Here is a 26267-nt window from a genome sequence, read left to right on the forward strand (position 1 = left end):
AAAAGAAAAACCTAAATGAACGCACACGGGAGGTGCCGTCATTTAGGTTTGGCCTGCATCATCAGTAACCATCCTTAGGATCGTCGTTCTTTCATTAAGTTTTCGATATGAATCATCATATACAACCGCTCATCGGTCGAAACCTCGTAATTGTACTTCGTGGCGATTAGACCGGCGATTTTCTCGACACATTCGTAAGCATCCGGATAGCGCAGCTTCACCATCTCGAACAGTGTCTCGTCGCCCCCCTGCTTAATCTTCTCACCTGAGGCAAGCCGTTGGACGAAATACTTCAAGTGGGTCAAGAATCGTGAATAGGCGTATGATTCTTCATCCAAATCAATTTGAAAGTGGTACGTGATGATGGTGAGGATTGCTTGTGTGGCGCGTGTCATCTCGGTGACGAGATGCAAATTTTCACCTTTGGCGCCCGACATCGTCGCGTTGACGAGATGGAGCGCGATGGCGACCGCCTCGTCTTCGTCTAATTTGACGTCGTGCCGTTCATTGATGAGGGCGACCGCTTCTTTCCCGATGGTGAACTCGGGTCCGTAAAATCGTTTCACTTCCCAAACGAGCGGGTTCCGAATGATGATTCCATCCCGATACCGACTGAGGGCGAAATGGATGTGGTCGGCGAGGGTCACATATAGCGAATCATGGACCGACTTCTCAAGCCGCGTCTCCGCCAACTTGACGATTTCTTTGACCGTATCCATCTCCGCCGCTGGCATCTCATTCAAAAAATGAACGAACCGTTCGTGGCTCTCTTTACTCTCGAGCGTAAAGACTTTTTCAATCCGCGCTTGATCAATCGCATCACCCGGACGTTTTTGAAACGCAATCCCCCGTCCCATGACGACTTGTTCTTGACCGTTCGCTTGAATGGCCACGACGTTATTGTTGAACACTTTTGAAATCTGCATGGAATCAATTCACCTCCGCTCAAGTTCGAGTGAAAAGAAAAAAACCTAAATTCACACCGGTCCGCCCAAATTTGGATGATCGGCATCAATTTAGGTTTTGCCTGCTTGACCAGTAACAATCCCAAAATGGATTTTCTTCTTCTCGCTACTAGCATACTCCCTTGAAATCTTGACGTCAACATAAAAATAAAACGCTTACACCGTGACCGTTTTCACTCGAACAGGATGCGTTGCATCCGTTCTGGTGCCGCTAGAAAGTCACGCATGACACGGACGTGCTCGAGTTCGTCGAACGTCGTCGGCCGGAGTCCCGTCTCGACTTGGAGTATGTCGGCGTCAGGATACGACATGAGGATTGGTGAATGGGTCGCGATGATGAATTGACTGCCCGATTGGACGAGTTCATGCATCCGCGCGAGCATCGTCAACTGCCGCATCGGGGACAAGGCGGCCTCAGGCTCGTCCAATATATAGAGCCCGCCATCCCGGAAACGATGGAGCATGAGCGACAAGAACGCCTCCCCGTGCGATTGCTCATGGAGCGATCGACCGCCGTAAGACGCATAGAACCGTTCCGGGTCGGGCGACGTTCGTGCAATCTCATCCACATAACTCGACAATTGATATGCCGTCTCGGCCCGGAGGAAAAATCCGTCCTTCGGTCGATAGGCACCCCGAATCGGACGGAGCGCCTCGAACAACGGGCTATGCGTTGCCTCGGTCTCAAAACGGAACGTCGTCGCCCCACCTTCCGGATTGAATCCGGCGGCGATGGCCATCCCTTCGACCAACGTCGATTTTCCACTCCCATTCTCGCCGACCAAGAACGTGACCGGCTTCGTCAGCGTCAGTTCATCAAACCCCTCAAAAATCGGTAGCGAGAACGGATAGCCAGGTGTCTCAATCCGGTCCCGTTCCAAGCGCACACCCCGCAAAAATAAGTTTATTCCCATTCGATCCAAAACAGTGCCCCCTCTCTCGACTCAATCCCGTACGACAGCCCTTGTGCCTCGAGTAACAGCTTATTGATAGCCAGACCAAGCCCGTGCCCGTTCGAACGGTCGCCTTTCACATACATGTCCCAGATGTTGGCACGCATCGATTCTGTGATGCCCGGACCCTTATCCTCGATTTCAAGCCGTCGCTCAGTGAGCCTGATTGTAATCACACCGCCAATCGGACTCGCGTGATATGCGTTCTGAAGAAAGTTCGACAGGATGCGCTCCATCGCCAACCGGTCCGCCTGTACTGTCACATCCTCAAGTTCAAGCGTGACCGTCACTTGCTTGTGCCGGAACCATTCCTCCATCCGCGCGACCGTCGCTTCAATCAATTCATTCATGTGAACAGTTTCAATCGTGAGCGCCAGCTTGCCTGCCGATAGCTTCGAGTATTCGAGCATCTGGGTGACGAGCCGGTCGATGCGATCGACTTCTTCGGTCATGCTACGTCCCGTCGCGGCCACGTCTTCTTGTTTAACGACACCGAGTTCAAGCATTTCTGCCTCGTTTCGGACGATGGCGAGCGGGGTGCGGACGTCGTGCGTGATTCCCGAGATGAACGTGTTTTGCAGTCGCTCTTTCTCTTCAAGCGACGTGTTCATCTGACGGACCGCTTCTGTCAAATCGCCGATTTCATCGTCAGTGACCGGTGGCAACGTGAGATCATGACGACCCGACATGATGGACGCGGTCGCCTGCTTCAGCTCGATGAGCGGGGACGTCAAACGCCGACCCATCCAATACGTGACACCGACGGCGACGAGGAGTGCGAGCAAAAAACCGCTGCCAAGAATGACATAAATTTGGCGAAACTGAGGGTTCGACAGCGGGATAGGTGCATACGTCACGATTTGAACATCTCCTTCTTCCCGAAGGAACGTCAATAGCCGCATCCCGTTCACGCTGACCTCGTCTCGTTCGGACAATCCGTCCGGGTCGAGCATCGGCGTCATCTGTCGACGCATCCTACCTCCCCGTTCAAGATTGACCGCCTCCCCGCCTTGAAACACGAGGACATCGAGCTGTCCGGGTATGCCGCGCCCATCCACGAGAGCCTCGTAGACGATATCCGCCTCACGCGCTAATTGGTCATAGCTCTCTGTCTCAGCGAAACGTCCAATCAATAGCGACGTCAGGCCGAACGTGAGCAACGCCATGACGACGAGGGGAAGGATTGCCGTCCAAAGCAATTTCTTCATCAAACGGCTCATCAGACTTCCTCCAATCGATAACCGACGCGGTGCACCGTCTTCAAGTACCGCTTCATCGTCGGCAATTTGTCACGCAACTGTTTGACGTGCGTGTCGACCGTGCGCGTGTCCCCGGCGAACGTATAATCCCACACCTCGTCAAGTAGGCGGTTGCGATCGAGCGCTTCTCCACTATGTTTCAAGAAGAAGAGGAGCAACTCGTATTCTTTATTGGTCATCCGAATCGCTTGGCCGTGATCGGTCACCGTACGGGATCGTGCGTCCACCATCATGTCGCCGAACGAGATCTCGTCCGTCTGTTTGACGAGACGTTTCAGGCGAATTTCGAGTTCCTTTAACACGATCGGTTTGACCAAATAATCGTCGGCCCCGAGCTCGAGGCCGAACACACGGTCATCCGCCTCTCCCCGTGCCGTCGCCAAGATGATGGCCGGCCGTGGCTTGAGCGTCTTCAGTTTTGGAATGAGCGTCCATCCTTCCCCGTCCGGCAGACGAACGTCGAGCAGGACCGCATCGAACGGTTGCTCGAGTTGTCGTTTCGCCTCGGCGAGTGTACCGGCCACACTGACATGAAACCCCGCGTACGTTAAAAAGCGGGCGAACCCGTCCGCTAATTTCGGTTCATCTTCGACTACGAGTACGTTCATCTTTATCGCCTCCACCCCCATTATATCGCATCGCGAAACGAACCCATCATTTCCCAAAGACAATTTGCAGAAACCTTGCAACTCCCTCACAACTTTTGAACGTCCACGTCCTACACTTGAAGTAGTAAAGGAGGAGATTAATATGAAAACATCTAAATTAGCCATCGCCCTGGCCGGCCTACTTGCCGTCTCAGGAACCGGCGTCTATGCCGCCACGAACGATACGACAACAACCGACGGAACGGAAACGACGACCCAATGCGAACGCGGAGAACGCGGCGAGCGGGGCATGTTCGGTGACCGGGCAGCCGGGCAGGCCGCTTTGCTCGAGGCGCTCGGTTTGACCGAAGCCGAAGTGGAAGCAGCGCGAGAAGAAGGACAATCGCTTCCTGAACTCGCGGAAGAAACAGGAATCACCATCGAACAGTTCATCGAGGCGATCATCACTTCTCATGAAGCGAAACTTGAGGCAGCCATCGAATCCGGTGACTTGACGCAAGATGAGGCCGACGCGATTCTTGCCGACCACGAAGAACGTTTTGCTGACATCACGAGTTACGACGACTTAGGCGACATGCGCGGCTTTGGCGGTGGACGTCACGGAGGCGGGCATGGCCCTCATCACGGTGGTCAATTCGGTGGCCCGAACCAAGATGAGGACACACCTGCGGCCGATGATAACGTAGACAATCAGAGCACCAATTCACTGTAAGCAAAAAGGCAACCGCGAGGGTTGCCTTTTCATATGGCCAATAACAGTAAAGCGTATCCGATGAGCCCGACAGCAAACGCACGAAAGCTGCTGTCTCGTTCTTCTGGCAGCTCTTCTTTCATGACGTTCAAAATAATCCCCCCGGCCAAGAACGCGACAATCATCGACAGCGTCACTTCATGGAGCGCTGAAAATGAGCCGACGCCCCACCCGGCAAGCACGGCCAACGACAACCACAATCGGCCTCGCCTGTCGTACGACTCCTGATGGTGATGCCTCAGACCCTGGTCGACCGTGATGAAATGAATCCCTAATGCGACAAAGTAGAGTGTCATTGCCCATGCCGTATCGAACTCGCTCTCCGCGAGCACATAGCCGATGCTGAAGTTGTAGACGATGAACAACGCCATGTGAATCCAAAAAACGCTGTCGTTGCCACGCCGTTTCATTTGCGTGGCCAACCGTTCCAAGCCATAAAACACTGCCAGACCGAGCATGCTGACGACGAGGATATGATTCTCGATCGAGGCAAATAGCCCACTCTCGAGATGTCCTTCGAGTTCTTGTTGATATTCGTTCAGTTCAGGCAAGAGATGAAGAAACACATACGCGACGGCGACTCCGCCGGCGAGTGACAGAAACCGGCTCCGCGGCGTCTCGCGCACGTGAATCAACTGTCCTGAAAAGTAGTGAATCAAGGCAAATCCGATGGCGAACAACAAGCTTAACCAAAACATCCAGTCACCTCCGACACGTTACCCGAAAGCCGAACTGTACGTGATGACTCCCGGTCCTTGTTCCTTACCCGAGTGTCTTCCCGGATACACTCATTTGCTTCGTTCGGCACGTTGCCGCGCCCGAATCTCTTTCTCGACGCGACGGAGCGCCTTCTTCGAACCGCGAGCAAAGTCATGGGCTTCTTTCCGGTCCCGGTAATCGATGAATAACGTTTCCAGGTCATAACCAGCTGGATACAAGTCGAGCGCTTTCGCCTCGCGTCGAACTCGGCGGAGCGGTTGCTCACTGTAGACACCGTCGACATAGACGGTGACTTGGCGCAACGATTCGTCCATCGCATAGACAAGACCGACTTGATCCGTCTCGAGCAGGCGGACCCGGTCCCCTTTTGACAGAACTTGATCTGGTTCGATGACGGATGAGACGACTGCTTGCGTCAGACGTGCCGGATCGACGAGCGACTGGTCGTACGTCTTGTCGTGCATATAGCGGGCCGCCTGCTTCAAAATCGATTCGGGCAATTTCATTTTCCGGGCAATGAATAAGGCGTTGCTGTCGCCGGACTGCCCAATCAACAGCCGATACTTCGGTTCGAGCGTTTCCGGGTCGAACTGCATGGCCGCGTTCATGAAGTCCGGATGCGTCTCGGAGTACGCTTTGATTTCGCCGTAATGGGTCGAGGCGACGACGAGATGTCCGTGTCCGGATGGGCCGGGATATGAAGCCCGCTCATCGTCATCAAACTGAGCAGACCGATCGTCTTCAAGACGACCGTCTTCCCGCCGGCGTTCGGTCCGGTGATGATCAGACCGCGGTACGTGTCCCCGAGCGAGAAGTCGAGGGGGACCGCCCGTTCGAGGAGCGGATGGCGGACTTGTTTCAAACGGATTTTCCCGACAGCGTTCACGCGAGGGGCGATGCCATCGATGGCTTGGCTATACTTCCCTTTCGCGAACACCATATCGTATTGGGCGATGACATCAAGCGTCGCCTCGATGGTCGGCAACGCTTCCGCCACCATGCCGGTGAGCGTGGCGAGCACTTGATAGATTTCGACCGCTTCCTCCGTTCGTTTGACGACGAGTTCCGCGTTCAACTTCGCGACCGCCTCTGGTTCGATGAAGACCGTCGTCCCTCGGCTCGACGTGTCGATGATTGCCCCAGCGACTTTATGTTTATATGACGCTTTGATTGGAATCGTGAATCGATCTTGTTTCTTCGTCACAAAGCCGTCTTGAATCGCTTCCCGGTTCGCAGCGCTCTTCAAGAACTTGCTCAACCGCTCCTCGATCCGTCCTTCGAGAATGTCGATTTGTTTGCGGACGCGTTTCAATTCTTTGGACGCCTCGTCGACGACCCGTCCCCCACGAATCGATTGGACGATGTCTTCCTCGATGCTGCGCCACTCGCTCATCTCTCCCGCGTAAAGGGACAAGAGCGGGGCAAAGAACGCCTGCTCGGCCATGAACCGCTTCAGTTTACGGGCCCCGCGGAAAAATTCGGCGACGGCTTCGAGTTCGCTTGCCTCGAGCTGGATGCCACGGCTGATTTTACCGATGAGTGGTTCCATATCGGATACCCCGATAAAGGGGACGTGTGACGTCGCGTCGAGAATCGCGCGTGCTTCCGATGTCTCTTGAAGCCGTTTTTTCACCGTTTGCAGATGGCTCGTCGGACGCTGGTTTCGTAACAAGTTGCGTCCGAATCCGCTGATGCAGTAGCGTTCGACGTGATGAATCAAGTCGTTGTATTGTAGTTTGTCTAATGTTTGTTCATTCATGATGGAGTCTCCTTATTTTGTGATGGAGATACCGCGCAAACAAAAAGCGTCGGCCGATGACGACCAACGCAAAAAGACAGACCGGTGTCTGGCAGTTTATGAAGGGCGGTATCTGTAACAGAACATGAAGGCATGACAAAGAGACGCGTCATCCAACATTTTTCAGTTCGTTAGGCAGATACAACCTCACTCATTAACATGCAACACCTTTCCCATTCAGTTTCGCCCTAACTATACAACAGATTTTCGAAGAAGTAAAATTTCTAGAGAACGCTTTCAAATTAGGTCTTGATATCTATACATCGGCGTGCTATCTTGAGGGTGACGAAACGAATAATGATCACATGTGACTGATTCGATCAGGCATGGGGTAAGACGAAAGGCTCACGCCACCCGTCTATACTCCATGCCTGTTTTGTTTTTTCACAATCATTTTTCAAGCGAAAGGATGAATCGAACATGTTATTGAATAAGTGGATGAAGAGACATACACTGACACTTTACGCACCCATGGAAGGAGACATCATTCCACTTGAGGAAGTGACCGACCCCGTCTTCAGCGAGAAGATGATGGGCGACGGGATTGCCATCATGCCGACGGACGGAACGGTCGTCGCACCGGTAGATGGAACCATCATCCAAGTCGCACCGACGAAGCACGCGATCGGTATCCGTTCGGGAGACGGAGCTGAAATTTTGATTCATGTCGGACTCGATACGGTCGAACTCGCGGGTAGCCCATTCAACGTCCACGTCAAAGTCGGTGACACGGTCACGACCGGACAGCCACTGTTGACGGCCGACTTGGAACAAATCCAGCGAGCCGGTAAAGACACGGTCACTCCGATGGTCATCACAAACGGGAGCACGTTAGAGCACCCGTATTCGTTCCATGCAGGAGGCCCATCGCTTCCCGGGAAAACCGTCGTCGCTCAAGCGGAACAATGACTCCTCGTTAGGAGGACACATGTTAAAAATTAAAAAGATTTTAAACAACAACGCGGTCATCGTCTCGGACGAGGGCGAAGAGAAGATCGCCATCGGACCAGGCGTCGCGTTCAAGAAGGCTCGCAACGATATCGTCAATCCGCATAAGGTGGAAAAGCTGTTCGTCATGTCGGAGAATGATAAGTTTCAACAACTGCTGACACGGATTCCAATTGAGCACTTCACGATTTCAGAAGAAATCATTTCGCATGCGGAAAAACGGCTCGAGACGACGTTCAACGAACACATCCATATCGTGCTCACCGATCATATCTCGTTTGCCATCGAGCGCGAGCAAGAAGGCATCTCGCTCCGCAACAAGCTGTTGAACGAGATTAAGATTTTATATCGCAACGAATACGAAATCGGGTTATGGGCGCTTCACCTCATCGAGGACAAACTCGGCGTGAAGATGCCCAAAGATGAGGCGGCCTTCATCGCGCTACACATCCATACACTAAAAGTGAAGGGAGGTGATTTACGCAAGACGGTCAAACAGACGACAATCGTACGTGACATGATTCAATCGATTTCGAGACGGCTCGATCTATCTATAGAAGAAGATGACTTATCCTATCAACGCTTATTAACTCATTTACGATTCGTCATGGATCGAGTCAACCATTACGATCACCATACGATCGACGAAGATATGCTTCAGATGATTCAAACGAAGTTCTCGTCTGCCTATGCATGTGCGTCTGACGTCGCAAACGAAATGGAAGACTTATACGGCATCGTCTTGCCCGAATCAGAGCTTGGTTACATCACGCTCCACATTCAACGCTTGCAAGATCAACACCATCAAAAAGGAGGACATTCACAATGATGAACTTTTTACAACGTCTCGGACGTTCCCTCATGTTGCCAGTTGCCGTACTTCCTGCAGCTGCCATTCTCATGGGGATCGGTTACTGGATCGACCCGGTCGGCTGGGGTTCTGAAAACATCGCCGCCGCATTCTTGATCAAAGCCGGTTCAGCGATCATCGATAACATTCCAATTCTCTTCGCAGTCGGGGTCGCCCTCGGGATGGCGAAAAACCGTGACGGCTCAGCCGCTCTAAGCGGACTTGTCGCCTTCCTCACGGTCACGACACTCTTGTCTTCGGCAACGGTCGCCTTGTTCCAAGGTGTCGACGTCGAAGCCGTCAACCCAGCGTTCGGTAAGATTGCCAACGCGTTCGTCGGTATCTTGTCAGGTATCGTCGCCGCTCAAATGTACAACCGCTTCAGTCATGTGAAGCTACCAGATGCACTCGCCTTCTTTAGTGGGAAGCGTCTCGTGCCAATCATGACGGCATTCTCGATGATCCTCGTCTCGGTCGCCCTTTACTTCGTCTGGCCGGTCGTGTACACAGGACTCGTCGGATTTGGGGAAACGATCTCTAAAATGGGTGCAATCGGGGCAGGCCTTTACGGCTTCTTCAACCGTCTGTTAATCCCAACTGGTCTTCACCACGCCTTGAACTCGGTATTCTGGTTCGATGTGGCCGGCATTAACGATATCGGTAACTTCTGGTCAGGTGAAGGTGTGAAAGGGATTACTGGACGCTATCAAGCCGGGTTCTTCCCGATTATGATGTTCGGTCTTCCGGCAGCAGCCCTCGCCATGTACCATACAGCGAAAACAAAACGTAAAAAACAAGCGGCCTCGCTCCTTCTCGCCGCAGCGTTCGCATCGTTCTTCACAGGTGTCACGGAACCGCTCGAATTCTCGTTCATGTTCCTCGCACCAGTTCTCTACCTCGTCCACGCGGTCTTGACAGGGGTTTCCCTCTTCATCGCGGCGACGTTCCAATGGACGGCCGGATTCGGCTTCAGCGCCGGTCTTGTCGACTTTGTCCTCAGCTCACAGTTACCGCTCGCGAACCAGCCGTACATGTTGCTCGTTCAAGGTCTCGTCTTCGGTGCCATCTACTACGTCATCTTCCGCTTCATGATCGTCAAGCTCAACTTGGCCACACCTGGCCGTGAGTCAGACGAAGCGGTTGACGCAGTCGCAACGGAAACGACTCCTGAAGGCGAAACGAAGACGGCTCCAGTCGCTGCCGGCGGTCAATATTCAGCGATGGCAGTGATGATTTACGATGGTCTCGGTGGCGATCAAAACGTCACAGGCATCGAGTCATGCGTCACACGTCTCCGCGTCGATGTGAAAGACATGGATACGGTCGACCAAGCACAAATCAAGAAAGCGGGCATCCCTGGTATCAAGGTTGTCAGCCCGAACCATATTCAAGTCATCGTCGGAACGAACGTCCAATTCGTCCTCGAAGAGATTGAAAAACTCCGGAGCCATCGCGCCGGGTAACTGACGAAAGCCACCTCGCGCGCGAGGTGGCTTTTTTTACTGTCTTTGCTCATATGTTTTGTAAAATTGAATCAAAAAGTAAAGAAAGATCCATGGCAACACGTATGTCGTCATCCACATGAATGCCTCGATGAGTAATCGCCACGGGTTAAATCCGAAAAAACCGAGTATAGATAGCCCGATGAACAGCGCTAGTCCGATCCATAGACGCGTTTGACCGTTTTAATCATGTACCCTCTTCCACTCAGCTCTTCTTCTTAGCTGACATCAACATGAGCGAAACCGTGATGGAATAAATCAATAAAAATAGGACAATGCCTAACTCGAGTGCCGATTCAAACATGGAATCTCCTCCATTTCATCCTCTTTTTTCTATCATTCCCATTTAATATTGATACAAACTGAATTCGCGAAATGAGTTGGTCCTATTCACGTACAAAAAAGCCCTCTTCTAAAAAGAGGACCTTCGTTATAGGCTACATACTGCGAAGTCTGGCAATCCGTTCAGCCGGGTTCGGGTGCGTCGAGAACAGACCGCTCAGCTTTTTCTTAAGCGGGTCTGAAAAGTAGAGCGACGCCGAGGCGCGAGAGGCTTCCTTCACCGGTGTTTGGATATTCGCGATTTTCTCTAGCGCCGACGCGAGCGCATCCGGATTACGCGTCAACTCGGCCCCGCTCGCATCCGCCAAAAACTCGCGATTTCGCGAGATGGCCAAGTTGACGAGCGTGGCGATGAGCGGCGCAAGAATCAATAACACCAGCCCGACGATCATAAAAATCGGGTTTTGGTTGTTGTCGCGGCGGCCGCCGACACTTCGGAAGAAGAGCATCCGCGACCCGATATCGCTTATGATGGCGATGACCGAGACGAGGGCGAGCGTCACTGTCGCCAGTCGTACATCGTAATTTTTGATATGGGCGACTTCATGGGCGATGACACCTTCGACTTCTTCGCGCGTCAACTGGTCGAGCAGTCCGGTCGTCACGGCGACAGCCGCCTTTTCTGGTTTCAGGCCGGTCGCGAACGCGTTCGGTGACGCATCGTTGATGATGAAGATGCGCGGCATCGGGACACGCGCGACCATCGCCATATTCTCGACGGTGTGCCAGAGAAACCGATGCTGATCGACCGACGTGATCTCTTGGGCATGGTTCATCTTCATGACGATGTTCGTGCTCGACATGATGACGATCCCGATATAAAACAGCGAGAACACCGGCGTGAAGATGAGGCCTGGGAGCGGGTCACCATAATTCAAATACGAGATGACCACCCCGACGCCTAAGACGAGAAGGACGAATCCGGCCACGATGAACACGGTCTTGATTTTATTTTTCCGAATCTGTTCATATAAAATCATCGTCGCCACTCCAATCCATTAAAATGAAACTCGCACGTTTTCGCGTTCTTCTTCACGAGCTTCGAGCATGTCGCGTTTTTCGAAGTTGTGAACGGAGGCGATGATGTTCGTCGGGACCGATTCGACTTTCGTGTTATATTTCATGACCGTATTGTTATACAACTGTCGTGAGTAGGCGACTTTATTTTCGGTCTGCGTCAGTTCTTCTTGGAGCATCTTAAAATTCTCATTCGCTTTCAAATCTGGATATGCCTCACGGAGAGCGAACAAGTTTTTCAGCGCGCCGCTCAATTGATCGTTCACTTCCATCTGTTCTTGACGGCTCGTCTTCGACCCGAGCTGATTCCGGAGCTCGACGACTTTCGCAAGCGTCTCTTGCTCGTGTTTGGCATAGCCCTTCACCGTTTCGACCAAGTTCGGAATCAAATCGTAACGCCGTTTCAACTGTACATCAATCTGTGCCCACGCCTCGTCGACCCAGTTTCGATATTTGACAAGTCCGTTGTACATCGAGAAATAGACGAACGCCAAGACAACGATAATCCCAATTGCGATAATCCAACCCATTTCGACACCTCATTTCATGATTTTCTCCTGTATTAATTCCCTCTCGTCGTATACCATAAGCATAACTTAGGAAAATATAGTAAATGATTCGTGATGATTATGTGTCACCCCGTTCACGAGAGGGGTTACATACTGGATAACCATAAAACCAATTAACTGACAGGAGTGCTTGCTATGCTAGTGACTAACCTCGATTCACGATTGACGGAACTGTACGACGAAATGGTGACGCTTCGACGTCATTTCCACCAACATCCCGAACTCTCGTTTGAAGAGCAGGAGACGCCACGGACGATTGCGGCGTATTTGCGTGAACTCGGGCTCGACGTGCGCGAACACGTCGGCGGCAACGGTGTCGTCGGACGGATTCGGGGCGGAGACGGTCCGACCATCGCGTTCCGGGCCGACTTCGATGCGTTACCGATTCAAGATTTAAAAGACGTCCCGTATCGTTCGAAAGTGAACGGCTCGATGCACGCCTGCGGTCACGATGCCCATACGGCGACGCTGCTCGTCCTAGCGAAAGCACTCACGGAAATCGAACTTCCAGGAGACGTCGTCCTCATCCATCAATTCGCGGAAGAACTCGCGCCGGGCGGGGCCAAACCGATGATTGAAGACGGCTGCCTTGACGGGGTCGACTACATTTACGGTTCTCATATTTGGACGCCGCTTCCATTCGGCACGATCGGTGTGAAGACCGGACCGATCATGGCGGCGGCGGACCGGTTCGAACTGACTGTCAAAGGCAAAGGCGGGCATGGGGCCATTCCGCAACATACGGTCGATGCCGTCATAGTCGGAACGAACATCGTCAGCCAGTTGCAACAAGTCATCAGCCGCCGCATCGACCCGCTCGAACCGGCCGTCTTGACCGTCGGGACGTTCGTCGCCGGTCAAGCGTTCAACGTCATCGCCGACGAGGCGAAACTGTCCGGCACGGTACGGACGTTCACCCCGGAGACACAGACGCGCATCATTACCGAGATGGAGCGCACCATCGCCCACATCTGTTCGGCGAGCGAGGCACATTATGAGCTCGATTACATTCGCGGCTATCCCGCTGTCATCAACCATGCGACCGAGACCGACCATGTGCGTCGCAGTGCCGCGCGTGTCGTCGGGACGGATGGCGTCATCGAGATGGCACCGCTCATGGTCGGAGAAGATTTCGCCTACTATATGCAACACGTCCCCGGTAGCTTCTTTTTCACAGGGGCCGGCAATCCGGAAGTCGGGGCCGTCTTCCCCCACCATCACCCTCGGTTCGATGTGGATGAACGGGCGATGCTGCATACCGCCCGCATCCTCATGCAGGCGGCGTTCGAGACGTGGAACATGCACAAAAAAGAAGACTGACGCCGCGGCGTCAGTCTTCTTCTGTTTGATCAGATAGCATCGACACAAGTACTTGGTCGACACGTTTTCCGTCCATATCGACGACTTCGAACCGGAGTCCGTACGCCTCGACGACATCTCCCCGTTTCGGGAAGTCACCGAGCGAATAAATGACGAGACCGGCAAGCGTATGATAGGAATTTCGTCCTTCATCGAAGCGATTGTCTCGAATCCCGAACGTCCGCTTCAAATCCTCGATGCCGAGCAATCCATCGGCCAAATATGAGCCGTCTTCACGGCGCACGACTTCCGGTGTTTCTTCTTCAATCATCACTTCGCCGACGATTTCTTCCAAAATATCGAACAACGTGACCATTCCAAGGAACCCACCATACTCATCGAGCACGAAGGCGATTTCGACGCCATTCTTTTGCATCATCTGCAACACTTGGCTCGCTTCTCGCTGTTTTGGCACGACGAGCGGTTGTTTGATTCGTTTCAAGATTTGCGATGGCTCCCGAAGCGTCGGTAACGTCAAAATATCACGGACATCGATATAGCCCACGAATTCATCGAGCGTATCGCGACCGACCGGGAGTTTATTGTGTTTACTCTCATAAATCGATTTCTTGATATCGTCCATATCATCTTCGAGGTCGACCCATTCGAGCGTCGTCCGCGGCTGCATCAACTCATAAATCAACTGGTCATGGAACGCAAACACGCGCTCGACCTGTTGTACTTCTTCGTGAGCGAACGCCCCTTGTTGGGCCCCTTCGAATAAGAGCTGTTTAATCTCGAGCTCCGTCTCGCCACTCGATTGTTCTGCTTTCAAGCCGAGCAGTTTAAAGAGGAACAACGTCGATTTCGATAAAATCCAAATGAACGGTCGCATCACTTTGCTGAATACATCCAACGCTGGAATGATGGCCATCGTGACTTTCTCTGGTGACACGAGGGCAATCCGCTTCGGCACGAGTTCACCGATGATGAGCGACAAGTATGTGATAATCGTGACCACGACGACGTAACCGACGGTCGGTGCGTATTGGGCACTCATTCCGAGCTGTGCGAACAATTCGCCGAGCGGTGCCGAGAAACGCGCACCCCCGTAGGCCCCGTTAATGATCCCGATTAACGTGATTCCGACTTGGACCGTCGATAACAGGTCGGTCGGATCTTTTGAATACTTGAGTGCGATTTCGGCACTGCGCTTACCGCGGTTCGCCTCGACTTCAAGTTTGGCCGGTTTAGACGAGATGAGCGCGATCTCCGTCATCGCGAAAATCCCGTTCAACACAATCAAGAATAAAACAATCAGTAAATCGATTACTATGGAAGAATCCACCGTTTTCATCACCTCTACGTATATTTCGTACTGCTTCCCTCTCTATCCTATCAGAGATTCGTTATCCACCTGTACCCGTTTTGCTCAAAAAGAAGCCACTTCAACGTGAAGTCGCTTCGTTTGAACTTTCTTGCTGAAGAGCCGTTGCTTGTGACTGCTTGAAGACGATGACACCGAGAAGTAGCACCATCAGTCCGATGACCTGACCTGGGGACAATGACAACCGTGGCATTCCGAACGCTCCGGACAAGTCGACACCGAGTGCCCAAATCAATTGAGAGACGAGGATAATCGACACCGATAAAGTCGGCCCGAGCAATTGAATGCTTCGCATCACACAGAAGACGACACCGACACCGAGCAGACCGCCGAGCGCATAAATCGGCGAGATGTCAAACAGCCCTTGCAGATTACCGCCAAATAGAACAAGTGGAACGAGCGAACCGAGCAACCCGACGATAAAGACGAGCACCGTCGTCGCCCAGGCGCCTAAATAGACGTTCATTTTTGCATTGACCGCCGCTTGGACACTTATGAATGCGCCGGCCACTGCCGAACAGATGATTCCTACTATCATGAATTTCCTCCTTATTCGTACAACATGCCATTGGCACGTTCTTTTAATCGAGTCGCATCTAAAATCGTCACTTGCGTCCGTGTTTTCTCGACGAGTCCCTCATCCGCGAACGCCTGTAACGTCCGGTTCAAATGGCGATAGCTCGTCCCGAGCCATTCCGCGACTTCTTTTCGCTTCAACTGGCTCATCTCATCTTGGAACAACTCATTCCCTGACTCGCTGAGCGAGACGAGATAACCCGCCAACCGTTCTTCGAGCGTCGACATGAGATGGTTCGATGAGGCGTTCGCCTCGATAAACAACTTCTCAGACACGCCACGGAGAAGGTGCTCCGTAAATTCGATTGTCCGGTTATGTGTGCGCAACACATCGAACGGGATGCGCAAACACGTCACCGGGCCGACTGTCTCGACCGTGTGGAGCACGTTGCGTCCACTCGCATATTCGATATCTCCAATCAACGTCGGGGCCATCTTTAAACGCAGTAAGCGCAACTTGCCTTCCTCACTTAACGTATAGATTTTGACACGTCCCGACAACACGACGAAGAGTGACTCAATCGGGTTACCATTCGTGCAGAGCATCGCCCCGGACGGATAGGTCATGATTGTCGACGCCTCTAACGTTTGTCCTGAAAACAGATGGGCCCACCCGAGCCGTGCTAACGCTGTTTCTACTCTCATCTGGCTCCTCCTTACGTGAACGTGTAAATCCCAATCCCGATGATCATTAAAGCGAGCCCCAAAAGCTGACCTTGATTGACGGGTTTCTGTTTCACCCCGAACCATCCGTTCACATCAATCAAGAACGCTCCAATCAATTGGGCGACGAGCAAAACGCAAATGGCCCATGTGACACCGAGCTGTTGAATGGCTGTCAATTCCCCGAAGACGACGAAGACTCCGAACAAACCGCCGAGGCTGTAATACCAAGGCTCGCGCCGAAACGCCGTCAAATCTGCATCCCGTTTGAACGCATAAATGAGGAGTGCGAGCACGAGACCGACGAGATGGACGACTGTGACCGACAACCAGGCGCCGACCGCGTAACCGAGCTTAGCGTTAAAAATACCTTGCAACGCGATGAAGGTGCCCGAGAGCACGGCAAATAAAATTCCCAAACAAGTTCCCCTCCTATCTCCTCGTCTGACTGTACGTGAGATGGAGCGCTTTGAAAAGGACATATGTCCGAAAAAAAGACAGCTTAGGAATGACTCCCAAGCTGTCTTCACGATTATCCAAGCAACTTAACGATTTCGGCGCCGACTTGTTCTGACGACTGCGGGTTCTGACCCGTGACAAGGCGCTCGTCCACGGCTACGTTGACGGCCCAGTTGTCGGCGTTATCGAACTTCCCGCCACGCTCGCGCATCGCCGATTCAAGCAGGAACGGCACCGCTGAGTCGAGTTGCATCTCGCGCTCTTCTGCGTCCGTGAATCCTGTCACGCGCTTGTCTTTGACGAGCGGCTCTCCGTTGCTCAACTTGACGTTGACGAGACCGATTGGGCCATGACAGACGGCCGCGACGACGTTTCCACCTTCATACGTGTCACGGATGACACGCTGTAACGTCTCACTGTTCGGGAAGTCGACGACCGTCCCATGCCCACCCGGAAGGAAGACCGCGTCATACGTGTCATCCGCCACTTGATCAAGTCGGGCTGTATCTTTCAATAGATGTTGCGTATCCAACACCTCTTGCGGTAATTCGCCCTCTAAGCTGTTCGCATCGATTGGCACGTCTCCGCCTTCGATGCTCGCCACCGTGACTTTATAGCCTTGCTTCTCGAATTGAAGATACGGTGCAGCGAATTCCTCGAGCCAAAGCCCTGTCGCGTGACCGTTCTCTAATTGATCGGCAGACGTCGTGACAATCAGTACATGTTTAGACATTGAAAATTCCTCCTTCTAAATTAAGCATACGAAAGACTTGTTCCCGCTCTGGTTCCATTCAAACCTCTGGATCTGCGACGTCGGTCTTTTTTTGACCTGGTCCGATTTTGGAAATGGCTTTTGCTTGCCGACCGTCTATACTCATTACATGCTGGCAGAAAGGAACGATTGTGATGAGATACGTACTCGATTGGGGATTTCTTGCCGTCGCCGTCTTAATTGTATTACTCGTGATGATGAGTGGGCTGTGAAAGAAGTTCGGTTCGGATTCACCGAGCTGTCACAAGGATGGCTGTTTGAAGCTAGGGTTGAATCGGGAACAAATCTACTGTTGTCCTGTCGTGATTGCTACTTCAGAAAGGATGTTGAATATGTCAGAACGCGTATTTATCAGTCCAGCCAAGTACGTGCAAGGCAAGAATACAATCGATCGAATCGGGGACCATGTCGGTCACTTCGGGTCACAAGCGTTGCTCATCGCCGATGACATCGTCTGGCGCTTGATCGGGGAGCGGGTGACCGATTCCCTTAAAGCGAGCGGCGTCAACGCTGAGAAGGCCGATTTCGTCGGTGAGGCCTCCCGTCACGAGATTGAACGGATTGCCAAAGCGGCCGCAGAGAGCCATACCGCAGTCGTCATCGGGATGGGCGGCGGGAAAACGCTCGATACGGCCAAAGCCGTCGCTGACGAACTGGACGCCCGCATCGTGATCGTGCCGACCATCGCTTCGACGGATGCGCCGACGAGTGCCCTCTCTGTCATCTATACGGATGAAGGAAACTTTGAGACGTATCGGTTCTATAAAAAGAATCCAGATTTGGTTCTCGTCGACACGAAACTGATTGCTGAAGCCCCGGCTCGGTTCCTCGCCTCAGGAATTGCCGACGCGCTCGCGACATGGGTCGAGGTTCGAAGTGTCCTTGCTTTTGGCGGAAAAACGATGGCGGGCGGTGTCCCGACCATTGCCGCGGAGGCAATTGCCAAACGCTGTGAAGAAGTGCTGTTCGATTACGGGATTCTAGCTTACGAATCCGTAAAAGCCAAAGTCGTCACGCCGGCACTCGAGTCCGTCGTCGAAGCGAACACGCTCTTGAGCGGTCTCGGGTTCGAGAGTGGTGGATTAGCCGCTGCGCACGCCATCCATAACGGATTCACGGCCCTGCATGGCGACATTCACCATTTGACGCACGGCGAAAAAGTCGCCTTCGGCACACTCGTCCAACTCGCACTCGAAGGCCGGACGCAGGCAGAGTTCGACCGCTATGTCGCCTTGTATATGGCGCTCGAGTTACCGGTCACGCTTGAAGACGTGAAATTGAAAGATGCTTCCCGCGAGGACATCTTAAAAGTCGGCCAAGCCGCGACCGCAGAAGGCGAGACGATTCATAGCGGATTCGATGTCACCCCAGAACAAGTCGCCGATGCCATCATCGCGGCCGACCGCTACGCCCGCCTGTATCAAAGTAAACTCCGCTAAACAAACAAACGAGGAACGGCTAGTTGAGCCGTTCCTCGTTTGTTTGTTTGCGGGTGACGAAGGAAAACGCCACTCCAAGTGCCATACAACTGACCGTCAGGACGAAAAACGTCAATTGGTTCGCATAAATGATGTTCGTGAACTGATTCCATCCTGACGCATAGGCCGCGTTCTCAGAAGCACGGATGCCAGCGCGGAGCGAAGCGGCCTGCTCGGCGTTAATATAGAAACCGACTCCCGCCATGACGAGACTCCCCACCAAGAGACCGATTCGCGCCAAACGGTTTACCGATGCGACGGTGCGCTGCGCGAGCCGAATCGTAATCCAAATGAACAACAGGATGAACGGCCAACCGACCAGCAAGACGAGCACGTATGGATTCCCCTCGCCCGCCGATTCCGTATATGCGGCGGTCATCGTCTCACCTAGCTTAAAAAGCACAAATGTAATGAGCGTGATGATGAACCACGCCTTAAGCAATTTATCCATGACAACACCTCGTCCTCAGTATAGCAAAAAAACACCATGCACTTTCGCACATGGTGTCCGGTCAAGCTTTCGGACGGACGGCATAGTAAATCAAGATGACGAGCCACGTCCAGACGCCAGTGAAGATCCCGATAATCCCGATGATGAAAAATCCGAGAGGAATCATCGATTTCGTCCGATTGTAATCTTTCCACATACTCGATAGCCCTTTGATGTTGAAATACAAAAAGGCAAAGAATAGGACAAGTAGTAACAATGGTAAACCAAAAATGAGTTCCATATATGCCCACTCCCTTCGCTGCGTCGATCTATCTCTTCCCTATACGATAAGTGTATCGTTTTTGAGCTACCGGCACATCGGGCTCAGGCAGTACACACTTCAGGTCAAGAGACGGAGATGATTTATGTCTTATTCCCTGATTCGTTATCTTTTCATCATTTGAAAAAAGGAAAGGATGAGTGGACACAAAAAGGAGGTGCTGGCATACTAACGAACCATGGCATCTCCGGTACGTCGGTGTGAAAGAAGCGACGACGATGAAACAACAAAATTGGACGTTCGAGGAGTGGTGGGCCACACGTTGATGCGAGCATCTCGAGCGAGGCATCGATCGTGTTCCATGTATAATGAACGCGTACGATATCGCAGAGGAGGACATGTGCATGTGGATTGTCATGAACAAACTAGACGTTGAAAAAGGGAAAGTTGAGGCGGTCACCGCTCGTTTCCAAACGACGAAAGGCATCGAGTCGATGGATGGATTCGTCCGGATGCAAGTGTTGACGGATACATCGGATGAGACGAAGGATCAGGTCGTCATCATGACGACGTGGCGCGACGCGGCGAGCTTTGAGAATTGGCGCGATAGCGGTGCGTATAAACATGCCCACAAAAAACGGGACGATGGCACTTCTGAAGTGAAGCCCATCGTCCTCGGAAACACGGTCACCCAATATGAGGTCGCCATCGAGCACGGCGCCTCAACCGATGACGTATAAAATATCTTGTGGTCTGATAATCCCGAGTAACGGCTCATTTTCTTGTCCCGTCTCGGTAATGAGCAAGGCATCGAGACGGACGCCGTCCTTCATACTGATAAAATGATGGTGCGCCTCGATGACCGACGTCTCTTGCGCGATAAACCGGTACCGTCGCAGGTGCGGGTCGTGATGGAGTACGTCCTTGACTTGAACGCCTTCGAGTGACACATGTGGCCCGTCGACCGTTTCGGCGAGCCAACTGGTCACTCCTTTTTTCGTCAACAACCCTCGCCACGACCCGTCTTGGTTATAGACGGGGAACTGCGAATAATTCTTGTCTCGAATCTCACCGAGCACGGCGACCAGCGAGTCATCGGCGTTGAACGTCGTCACGATTTTACGGAACAGCGGGATGACTTGACGCGGATGGAGGAGTTCTTTCTCCACTTCGAGAATCAAATTGACGATGGAGTCATGTGGTTCAGCGATGATGAAGTCCGGCTCCCGTCGTTCGTGGACGATGGCGTTCCGCAACTGACTCATTTGATGTAAATCTTCTTTATATCGATCAATAATCGGATTATGTTTGGCAAGACGGTTGACCATGTTGCTGAAACTGAAATGCTGGCCGTCCCCCATCTCTCGACTTAAATAATCTTCAATCCGATGATACGATGCGATAAACTCTTCAGCTCGACTCATATATTCACGCTCCTTGTCGCCTATATATACCCTATTTTTTTAAGTTCGAGCAGGAAAGCGTGACCCAATCTCGAATCCACAACTAATCATCTATGAAATGGAGGGGTTCTCATGGCAACTCCGGTCTCGCAAATGACACCGATCCCGAACAAGGACGCCTTCCGTTCCGGCATGCGTGCCGGCATTCCCGTCGCCGTCGGCTACATCCCGATTGCCATCGCCTTCGGTCTGCTTGCGAAATCATTCGATATGCCAAACGTCATCACGCTCGCCATGTCATTATTCATTTTTGCCGGCGCCAGTCAGTTCATCGGTGTCCAGTTGATTATGGCCGGTTCGATGTATTGGGAGATTATCTTGACGACGTTCATCCTGAACTTACGGCACTTCCTCATGTCGGCGTCGTTGTCCCAGCGTCTCGAGACGACCTCGAATCGATTTCTGGCCGCCATCGCGTTCGGCGTGACCGATGAGACGTTCAGTGTCGCCTCGACGCGTGACGAGTCGACGCGCGGCCACTTTGTGCTCGGGCTAAACCTAATCGCCTTCTTGGCTTGGAACGTCGGAACATGGATTGGCGTCTTTCTCGCCTTTGGCTTGCCCGCCTCTGTCCAAACGAGTATGGGCATCGCCTTGTACGCCATGTTCATCGGCCTACTCGTCCCATCCCTTACCCGCAAACCGGTCATCGTCGTGGCTGCAATCGCCGTCTTGACTCAAGCCATTCTCTACTTCGGCGTCTCTCCATTCATCCCGCTGTCGTCCGGTTTGAGCATCATCTTGGCCACGATGGTCGCAGCCGGCATCGGCGCTTTGGTATACAAGGAGGATGAGGCATGATCAGTCTGTTTTTGCTCGTCCTGGCCATGGCGTTCGTCACATACATCCCGCGGCTCGTTCCGCTGCTTTGGCTCCGGGACATCAAGTTGCCGCCGTTCTTGAAGCGATTTTTACTGTTCACGCCTTATGCGGTGCTCGCCAGCCTGATTTTTCCGGGCATCTTACAGGCGACGAACAGTCTCACGTCCGCTTTAGCGGGTGGGGGCGTCGCCGCAGCGCTCGCATTACTCCGGGCCAACTTGATGCTCGTCGTCATCGGCGGCATCGCCGGGGTGTATCTCGTTGATGCGCTCCTCTAACAAACAAGTCCGCCCAAATCGGGCGGACTTGTTTGTTTAGGCAGAGACGGCCTGACGTCGTAATTGAACGAACACGTCGACGAATGCGGCATCCCACTGGGTATTACGTCCACTCTCGAGAATTGAGAGTGCTTTTTCGACAGGCATCCCTTTCCGATACGGACGGTCCGATGTCATGGCGTCATACGCATCGGCAATCGCCATGATGCGACCGAAGAGCGGGATCCCTTCCCCAACTAATCCGTCCGGATATCCGCGCCCGTCAATCCGCTCATGGTGAGACCGGACCCCGGCCATAATCGGTTGCAGTGACTCGGGCAAGGCGATTTGATTCAATATATGAATGCCGATCGTCGGATGCTCTTGAATCTGAGCGAACTCGTGGTCCGTCAGCTTCCCTTCCTTCAACAGCACATCGTCACGAATCCCGATTTTTCCGATATCGTGCAGCAACGCCGATTTGCGGAGCAACTCAATCTGTTCATTCGGCAACTGAAGCGCCTGCGCCAATTCGACCGAATAAGCGGCCACCCGCTCAGAATGTCCGGCCGTATACGAATCGCGGGCGTCGAGTGTCGCGGCGAACAACACAAACAGGCTATTTAAGAGTTGCTCGTTTTCCTGATCACGGTACGTGACGTTCGTCACCATCTGGTTGAAGCCGGTGACGAGTTGGGCGAACTCATCGGAGTAAGGGTTGTCGATTGTGTTCAACCGCCCGGCATCCAATGCGGCGACCCCTTCGGTCAAGGCACTGATCGGACGTTTGATATTGTCATACAGCAAAAAGCTACTGAACGTCGCCACTCCGATGATGACGACCAAAATCAAAGCTGCCCATTGCCAATACGCATCGGCTTGTTCCACCGTCGACAGCTGCACGCCGGACGCCAGAATGAATAACGCGACCGGAAACACCCCGATGACGAGCATGCTAATCAACAATTTCGTCCGGACGCTGATGGACCGGTACGTCGCTTGCAGCGGGCGTTGATGCAAGCGATGACTCATCTCTTGCAACTGGAGCAACATCGGTTCCACTGACCGGTACGTCAAGAAGAATTCGATGAGCGCGTGTAAGATGGCAATCAAGATGGCACCGAACGCCGCCAGACCAATCAACCGGTATGGGAGATTGACCCAGCCTTGATGAATGGCGAACGCCGTCAAACTCATCGCCGGGACGGATAACCCGAATAAGTGTGGACCCAGAATCCGCTTTACCGTCAACGTGGGAAAGTGACTCGTCTGATTGAACGCCTGCTGTAGCGCCTCATAGGTTGGCGCATCCGTATGGAACACGTGATAGATGGGCCGAATATGACGCCGATAGAGAAGGAGTTCAAGTCCGATCATCGTCATGCCCGACATCCCCATGATGACGGCCAAGATGAACATCTCGGCCTGGGATAGACTGAGCGTCTGAAAAATGAACAGTCCCCCGACGCCGAACACGGCGATGCCTGATCCCCATATGTAGTTCATAATGAGCGTACGTTGAAACTGTTTGAACATGGATCTGTCACTCCTGCCTTCTTGCCAATCTATTTCTTATTATATCGACAAAAGTGACACTATTTTACAGCAAAACAAAACGGGCCCCAATATAGGGACCCGTCATTCACGGTTATGGACGAAGTGGACCTTCGTTGTCATCAAGTGAACGGTTATCTTGATCTGGTGTGATGTTGTCATGGAACGGGTTCGGTTCTGGACCGTCTACGTTCGTCACATCAGATTGTGGGGCTTGGGGACGATTCGTTTCGCGTTTCAATTCTTGTTTCGTTTGATTCGCTTCACGTTTCGACTGATCCATTCCTTGTTTCGCCTGTTGCTTCGCAGCTTCGGCTTCTTGATTCATTTGCGCTTTCTCTTGCTCGAGACCTTCTTTCGATACTTCTGTCTCATCGATTCGTTTCTCAGCTTTCTTCAAGTAGCGAGCCGCTGTCTCACGTCCGCCAAGACCGAAGGCAAGGCCGAAGGCGAGAGCAACCGCACCGAGGATGAGCAAGAATGCCGTATTGACGATCATCGGTGCGATGCCGAGTTGGCTGATCGCCATGAAGAAGGCGATTCCAAGAATCGCGTACTTCGCGACGTGGCGCAAGACGCTCGGTTGACCAGCTCCATCTACGAGCACACTGCCGACGAGACGCTCTGCCATGTTCGCGAGCCAGAAACCGACCGCCAAGATGACGATGGCTGCGATGACCATTGGCAAGTAAGCAAAGATTGCTGTTGCGAGTGAAGCCATAAAGTCGAGGTTCGCGACTTGAAGTGCTTCCGATACGAACAACAAGATGATGATGATTTGAACGATTGTACCGATGACTTGTGCAATCGATGTCGATGACGTCGAGCGGCCACCTAGACCCATTTTGCTAGCGAGTGAATTGACGCCCAAGTTCTCAAGGAGAGAAACGACGACACCTTTCAACCACTTGGCAATGAATACACCGGCGAGAATCAAGACGATTGCCACGATGATATTCGGAATCATCGCCAAGACATCATTGAGCATCGAGATGGCCGGATCTGAAATTCCACGAACATCAAGTGCTTCAAGCGCTGAAATCGTGACCGGAATCATAATCAAGATGAAGACGATCGTTCCAACCGCTTTTGCGAGACTTGACCCTTTCACGTAATCAGCCAAGTGAAGTTTCTCGGCGAAGCGGTTAAGACCTGCCGCTTCCAAGAACTTCGTCAAAATATCGCGGACGATTTTCGCAACGACATAACCAATCGCGAAGATAAGGGCTGCAGCGACAAGTTTTGGAATGAAGGCAAGGAAACTGTTCAACAAGTCTTCAAACGGACCGCTGATGCCTCGTAACCCAAGCGCATCGAGTACCGCTGGAAGAGCTAACAATAGGACAAGGTAAAAGACGATATTGGCGACCGTGTCAACCCATTTCGTCTGATTGACACTAGTCGACTCTTGGCCTGTCTTCTCCATCAACTTGTTCAAGTTGAGACGATGACCTGCCATTTGAATCCCTTTTTTCAAGAGCGTGGCGATAATCCATGCGACGAGCAGGATGAGACCTGCTTTAATCACGCCTGTGATCAAGCCAGAGAAGCCGGCATAGATTTGACTGAACGGTTGAGCGACAGCTGGTACGTTCAAGAATTCAAAGATAATTAAGAATGCGAGAAGCAGTACGCCGAAGAAGACGACTTTTGCGATGATGCGTTCAGGCGTCCACCGCTTTTCCTCTCTTCCAGGCTTTCCGGGTTCACCTTCTTGTTTTACCCCTACACGGTCGTCAAGACGTGCTTTGCGAAGCGCTTTGCGCGTCACGTTTTCAAGAACTTTCGCCAAAATGAATCCGACGACAAGAATGACCAAGGCAAGCAAAAGCTCAGGCAGCCATGACATGAACGTGTTGAAGTTATAGGTAGTATTGTTCATTTAACATCTTCCTCCAATCTCTTTTTGAAATGATTTCATTTATTTGACTCTTTGTATAAATACCAACATTTGCAGTTGCCTAAACCTTGCCAGTTCTTATTCCTCTATACATGATTCAAGTCAAAACGTTTTTTTAGAAAGTGATTCTAGTAAGAAAGAAGTCGTGTCTTTCTCAAGTAAATGTGATACGAATTAAAAGAAGAAGTCTTTTGAGGAGGAATCAAGATGAACATCGCCCTGATTGCCCACGATAAGAAAAAAGATGATTTGATCGTGCTCGTAAAAGCGTATGCCCACGTCTTGCAAAAGCATCAATTGTTCGCGACCGGCACAACCGGGAAGCGCGTCGCCGAAGCGACCGGTTTGCCGGTCCATTGTTTTCAATCCGGTCCGCTGGGCGGGGACCAAGAAATCGGCGCCGCCGTCGCCCGCGGCGAGATGGACATGATTATTTTCTTCCGCGACCCGTTGACGGCCCAGCCACACGAGCCCGATGTGAGCGCCTTGATGCGTCTCTGTGACGTGTATTCGATTCCGCTAGCGACGAATATGGGAGGCAGTGAGATTCTCATCCGTAGCATCGAACAAGGTGACTTCGAATCATTGACGCTATCGCATAACGACCCACCCCCGGAATAATCTAACTATGAGAAGAGAGGAATT

General features: G+C 52.4%; 29 protein-coding genes. 10 read left to right on the plus strand and 19 right to left on the minus strand.

Translation table 11 applies throughout. The features are described 5' to 3' along the window. Nucleotides 1–74: 74 nt before the first annotated feature. The 4 genes from licT to KNP82_RS10030 form a co-directional block, all read right to left on the minus strand. Entirely contained in the window at nt 75–926 is an 852-nt protein-coding gene (gene licT, locus KNP82_RS10015; RefSeq protein ID WP_021067990.1) for a BglG family transcription antiterminator LicT, read from the minus strand. 212 nt (nt 927–1138) lie between these two features. Beyond that, entirely contained in the window at nt 1139–1879 is a 741-nt protein-coding gene (locus KNP82_RS10020) for an AAA family ATPase (RefSeq protein ID WP_029596342.1), read from the minus strand. Then, nucleotides 1870–3138: a HAMP domain-containing sensor histidine kinase gene (locus tag KNP82_RS10025; RefSeq protein ID WP_214827776.1), complete on the minus strand. Its 1269-nt coding sequence runs from the start codon at nt 3136–3138 to the stop codon at nt 1870–1872. The genes KNP82_RS10020 and KNP82_RS10025 overlap by 10 nt, the downstream gene beginning before the upstream one ends. After that, nucleotides 3138–3785, minus strand: coding sequence for a response regulator transcription factor (locus KNP82_RS10030; protein WP_214827779.1), 648 nt, complete (start codon nt 3783–3785; stop codon nt 3138–3140). Before KNP82_RS10030 ends, KNP82_RS10025 begins: the two co-directional genes overlap by 1 nt. Before the next feature lie 142 nt (nt 3786–3927). Here KNP82_RS10030 and KNP82_RS10035 point away from each other — a divergent pair, with 142 nt between their 5' ends. Beyond that, nucleotides 3928–4497, plus strand: a complete 570-nt coding sequence (locus KNP82_RS10035) for a hypothetical protein (protein ID WP_214827782.1) — start codon at nt 3928–3930, stop codon at nt 4495–4497. A 29-nt stretch (nt 4498–4526) separates the two neighbouring features. Here KNP82_RS10035 and KNP82_RS10040 read toward each other — a convergent pair whose 3' ends face one another. The 3 genes from KNP82_RS10040 to KNP82_RS10045 form a co-directional block, all read right to left on the minus strand. After that, nucleotides 4527–5234 (minus strand): membrane protein, encoded by a 708-nt coding sequence (locus KNP82_RS10040; RefSeq protein WP_029596346.1) that lies wholly within the window; start codon nt 5232–5234, stop codon nt 4527–4529. 90 nt (nt 5235–5324) lie between these two features. Further along, complete coding sequence (locus KNP82_RS15730; protein ID WP_408584501.1) at nt 5325–5864, minus strand: hypothetical protein; 540 nt, start codon at nt 5862–5864, stop codon at nt 5325–5327. Continuing rightward, complete coding sequence (locus KNP82_RS10045) at nt 5861–7015, minus strand: MutS2 family protein (protein WP_408584502.1); 1155 nt, start codon at nt 7013–7015, stop codon at nt 5861–5863. Before KNP82_RS10045 ends, KNP82_RS15730 begins: the two co-directional genes overlap by 4 nt. A gap of 459 nt (nt 7016–7474) precedes the next feature. On the opposite strand from KNP82_RS10045, the gene KNP82_RS10050 reads away from it, so the two are divergent. From KNP82_RS10050 to nagE, 3 genes are read left to right on the plus strand one after another with little or no spacing between them, the layout of a single operon-like run. Continuing rightward, nucleotides 7475–7963, plus strand: a complete 489-nt coding sequence (locus KNP82_RS10050; protein ID WP_051627763.1) for a PTS sugar transporter subunit IIA — start codon at nt 7475–7477, stop codon at nt 7961–7963. Between the two features lie 19 nt (nt 7964–7982). Continuing rightward, nucleotides 7983–8831: a PRD domain-containing protein gene (locus tag KNP82_RS10055; protein WP_029596349.1), complete on the plus strand. Its 849-nt coding sequence runs from the start codon at nt 7983–7985 to the stop codon at nt 8829–8831. Further along, a complete protein-coding gene (nagE, locus tag KNP82_RS10060) occupies nt 8828–10315 on the plus strand; it encodes an N-acetylglucosamine-specific PTS transporter subunit IIBC (protein WP_214827785.1) in 1488 nt (495 codons plus the stop codon). Before KNP82_RS10055 ends, nagE begins: the two co-directional genes overlap by 4 nt. Nucleotides 10316–10791: 476 nt before the next feature. Here the strand turns inward: nagE and htpX are convergent, their stop codons facing one another. Together htpX and KNP82_RS10070 are read right to left on the minus strand one after the other, a co-directional pair. Further along, the gene (gene htpX, locus KNP82_RS10065; RefSeq protein ID WP_353049062.1) at nt 10792–11673 is read right to left on the minus strand and encodes a zinc metalloprotease HtpX; all 882 of its coding nucleotides are present in this window, start codon (nt 11671–11673) and stop codon (nt 10792–10794) included. A 21-nt stretch (nt 11674–11694) separates the two neighbouring features. Then, a complete protein-coding gene (locus KNP82_RS10070; protein WP_021067978.1) occupies nt 11695–12243 on the minus strand; it encodes a LemA family protein in 549 nt (182 codons plus the stop codon). Nucleotides 12244–12417: 174 nt separating this feature from the next. Between KNP82_RS10070 and KNP82_RS10075 the strand changes: the two genes are divergently transcribed. Continuing rightward, complete coding sequence (locus KNP82_RS10075; protein ID WP_214827791.1) at nt 12418–13602, plus strand: M20 metallopeptidase family protein; 1185 nt, start codon at nt 12418–12420, stop codon at nt 13600–13602. Between the two features lie 10 nt (nt 13603–13612). Here KNP82_RS10075 and KNP82_RS10080 read toward each other — a convergent pair whose 3' ends face one another. The 5 genes from KNP82_RS10080 to KNP82_RS10100 all read right to left on the minus strand — a co-directional run bounded on the left by KNP82_RS10080 (nt 13613) and on the right by KNP82_RS10100 (nt 17399). After that, the gene (locus KNP82_RS10080) at nt 13613–14938 is read right to left on the minus strand and encodes a hemolysin family protein (protein ID WP_029596354.1); all 1326 of its coding nucleotides are present in this window, start codon (nt 14936–14938) and stop codon (nt 13613–13615) included. A gap of 91 nt (nt 14939–15029) precedes the next feature. Then, nucleotides 15030–15506, minus strand: a complete 477-nt coding sequence (locus KNP82_RS10085) for a DMT family transporter (RefSeq protein WP_029596355.1) — start codon at nt 15504–15506, stop codon at nt 15030–15032. Nucleotides 15507–15517: 11 nt separating this feature from the next. Beyond that, nucleotides 15518–16189, minus strand: a complete 672-nt coding sequence (locus KNP82_RS10090; protein WP_021067973.1) for a Crp/Fnr family transcriptional regulator — start codon at nt 16187–16189, stop codon at nt 15518–15520. Nucleotides 16190–16200: 11 nt separating this feature from the next. Further along, a complete protein-coding gene (locus KNP82_RS10095; protein ID WP_214827799.1) occupies nt 16201–16626 on the minus strand; it encodes a DMT family transporter in 426 nt (141 codons plus the stop codon). 113 nt (nt 16627–16739) lie between these two features. After that, nucleotides 16740–17399, minus strand: a complete 660-nt coding sequence (locus tag KNP82_RS10100; RefSeq protein WP_021067971.1) for a type 1 glutamine amidotransferase domain-containing protein — start codon at nt 17397–17399, stop codon at nt 16740–16742. 371 nt (nt 17400–17770) lie between these two features. On the opposite strand from KNP82_RS10100, the gene KNP82_RS10105 reads away from it, so the two are divergent. After that, complete coding sequence (locus KNP82_RS10105) at nt 17771–18877, plus strand: glycerol dehydrogenase (RefSeq protein ID WP_214715230.1); 1107 nt, start codon at nt 17771–17773, stop codon at nt 18875–18877. A gap of 19 nt (nt 18878–18896) precedes the next feature. Here KNP82_RS10105 and KNP82_RS10110 read toward each other — a convergent pair whose 3' ends face one another. After that, complete coding sequence (locus KNP82_RS10110) at nt 18897–19367, minus strand: hypothetical protein (protein WP_029596358.1); 471 nt, start codon at nt 19365–19367, stop codon at nt 18897–18899. A gap of 61 nt (nt 19368–19428) precedes the next feature. Further along, entirely contained in the window at nt 19429–19647 is a 219-nt protein-coding gene (locus KNP82_RS10115; RefSeq protein WP_021067968.1) for a hypothetical protein, read from the minus strand. A 383-nt stretch (nt 19648–20030) separates the two neighbouring features. Between KNP82_RS10115 and KNP82_RS10120 the strand changes: the two genes are divergently transcribed. Beyond that, nucleotides 20031–20366: an antibiotic biosynthesis monooxygenase gene (locus KNP82_RS10120; protein WP_029596360.1), complete on the plus strand. Its 336-nt coding sequence runs from the start codon at nt 20031–20033 to the stop codon at nt 20364–20366. Here KNP82_RS10120 and KNP82_RS10125 read toward each other — a convergent pair. Next, entirely contained in the window at nt 20349–21050 is a 702-nt protein-coding gene (locus tag KNP82_RS10125; RefSeq protein WP_058765318.1) for a CBS domain-containing protein, read from the minus strand. The two genes, KNP82_RS10120 and KNP82_RS10125, sit on opposite strands and share 18 nt — an antisense overlap. Nucleotides 21051–21161: 111 nt before the next feature. Here KNP82_RS10125 and KNP82_RS10130 point away from each other — a divergent pair, with 111 nt between their 5' ends. Then, entirely contained in the window at nt 21162–21890 is a 729-nt protein-coding gene (locus tag KNP82_RS10130; protein WP_021067964.1) for an AzlC family ABC transporter permease, read from the plus strand. Continuing rightward, nucleotides 21887–22189, plus strand: coding sequence for an AzlD domain-containing protein (locus KNP82_RS10135; RefSeq protein WP_214827802.1), 303 nt, complete (start codon nt 21887–21889; stop codon nt 22187–22189). The genes KNP82_RS10130 and KNP82_RS10135 overlap by 4 nt, the downstream gene beginning before the upstream one ends. Nucleotides 22190–22225: 36 nt before the next feature. On the opposite strand, the gene KNP82_RS10140 is transcribed toward KNP82_RS10135, so the two are convergent. Together KNP82_RS10140 and KNP82_RS10145 are read right to left on the minus strand one after the other, a co-directional pair. Beyond that, nucleotides 22226–23704, minus strand: a complete 1479-nt coding sequence (locus tag KNP82_RS10140; RefSeq protein WP_214827805.1) for an HD domain-containing phosphohydrolase — start codon at nt 23702–23704, stop codon at nt 22226–22228. A 112-nt stretch (nt 23705–23816) separates the two neighbouring features. Next, a complete protein-coding gene (locus tag KNP82_RS10145) occupies nt 23817–25604 on the minus strand; it encodes a mechanosensitive ion channel (RefSeq protein ID WP_214827808.1) in 1788 nt (595 codons plus the stop codon). Nucleotides 25605–25829: 225 nt separating this feature from the next. On the opposite strand from KNP82_RS10145, the gene mgsA reads away from it, so the two are divergent. Then, nucleotides 25830–26243, plus strand: coding sequence for a methylglyoxal synthase (gene mgsA, locus KNP82_RS10150; RefSeq protein WP_214799423.1), 414 nt, complete (start codon nt 25830–25832; stop codon nt 26241–26243). Nucleotides 26244–26267 lie beyond the last annotated feature (24 nt).

The organism is Exiguobacterium sp. s26, assembly GCF_018618235.1.
GTDB classification, from domain to species: domain Bacteria; phylum Bacillota; class Bacilli; order Exiguobacteriales; family Exiguobacteriaceae; genus Exiguobacterium; species Exiguobacterium chiriqhucha.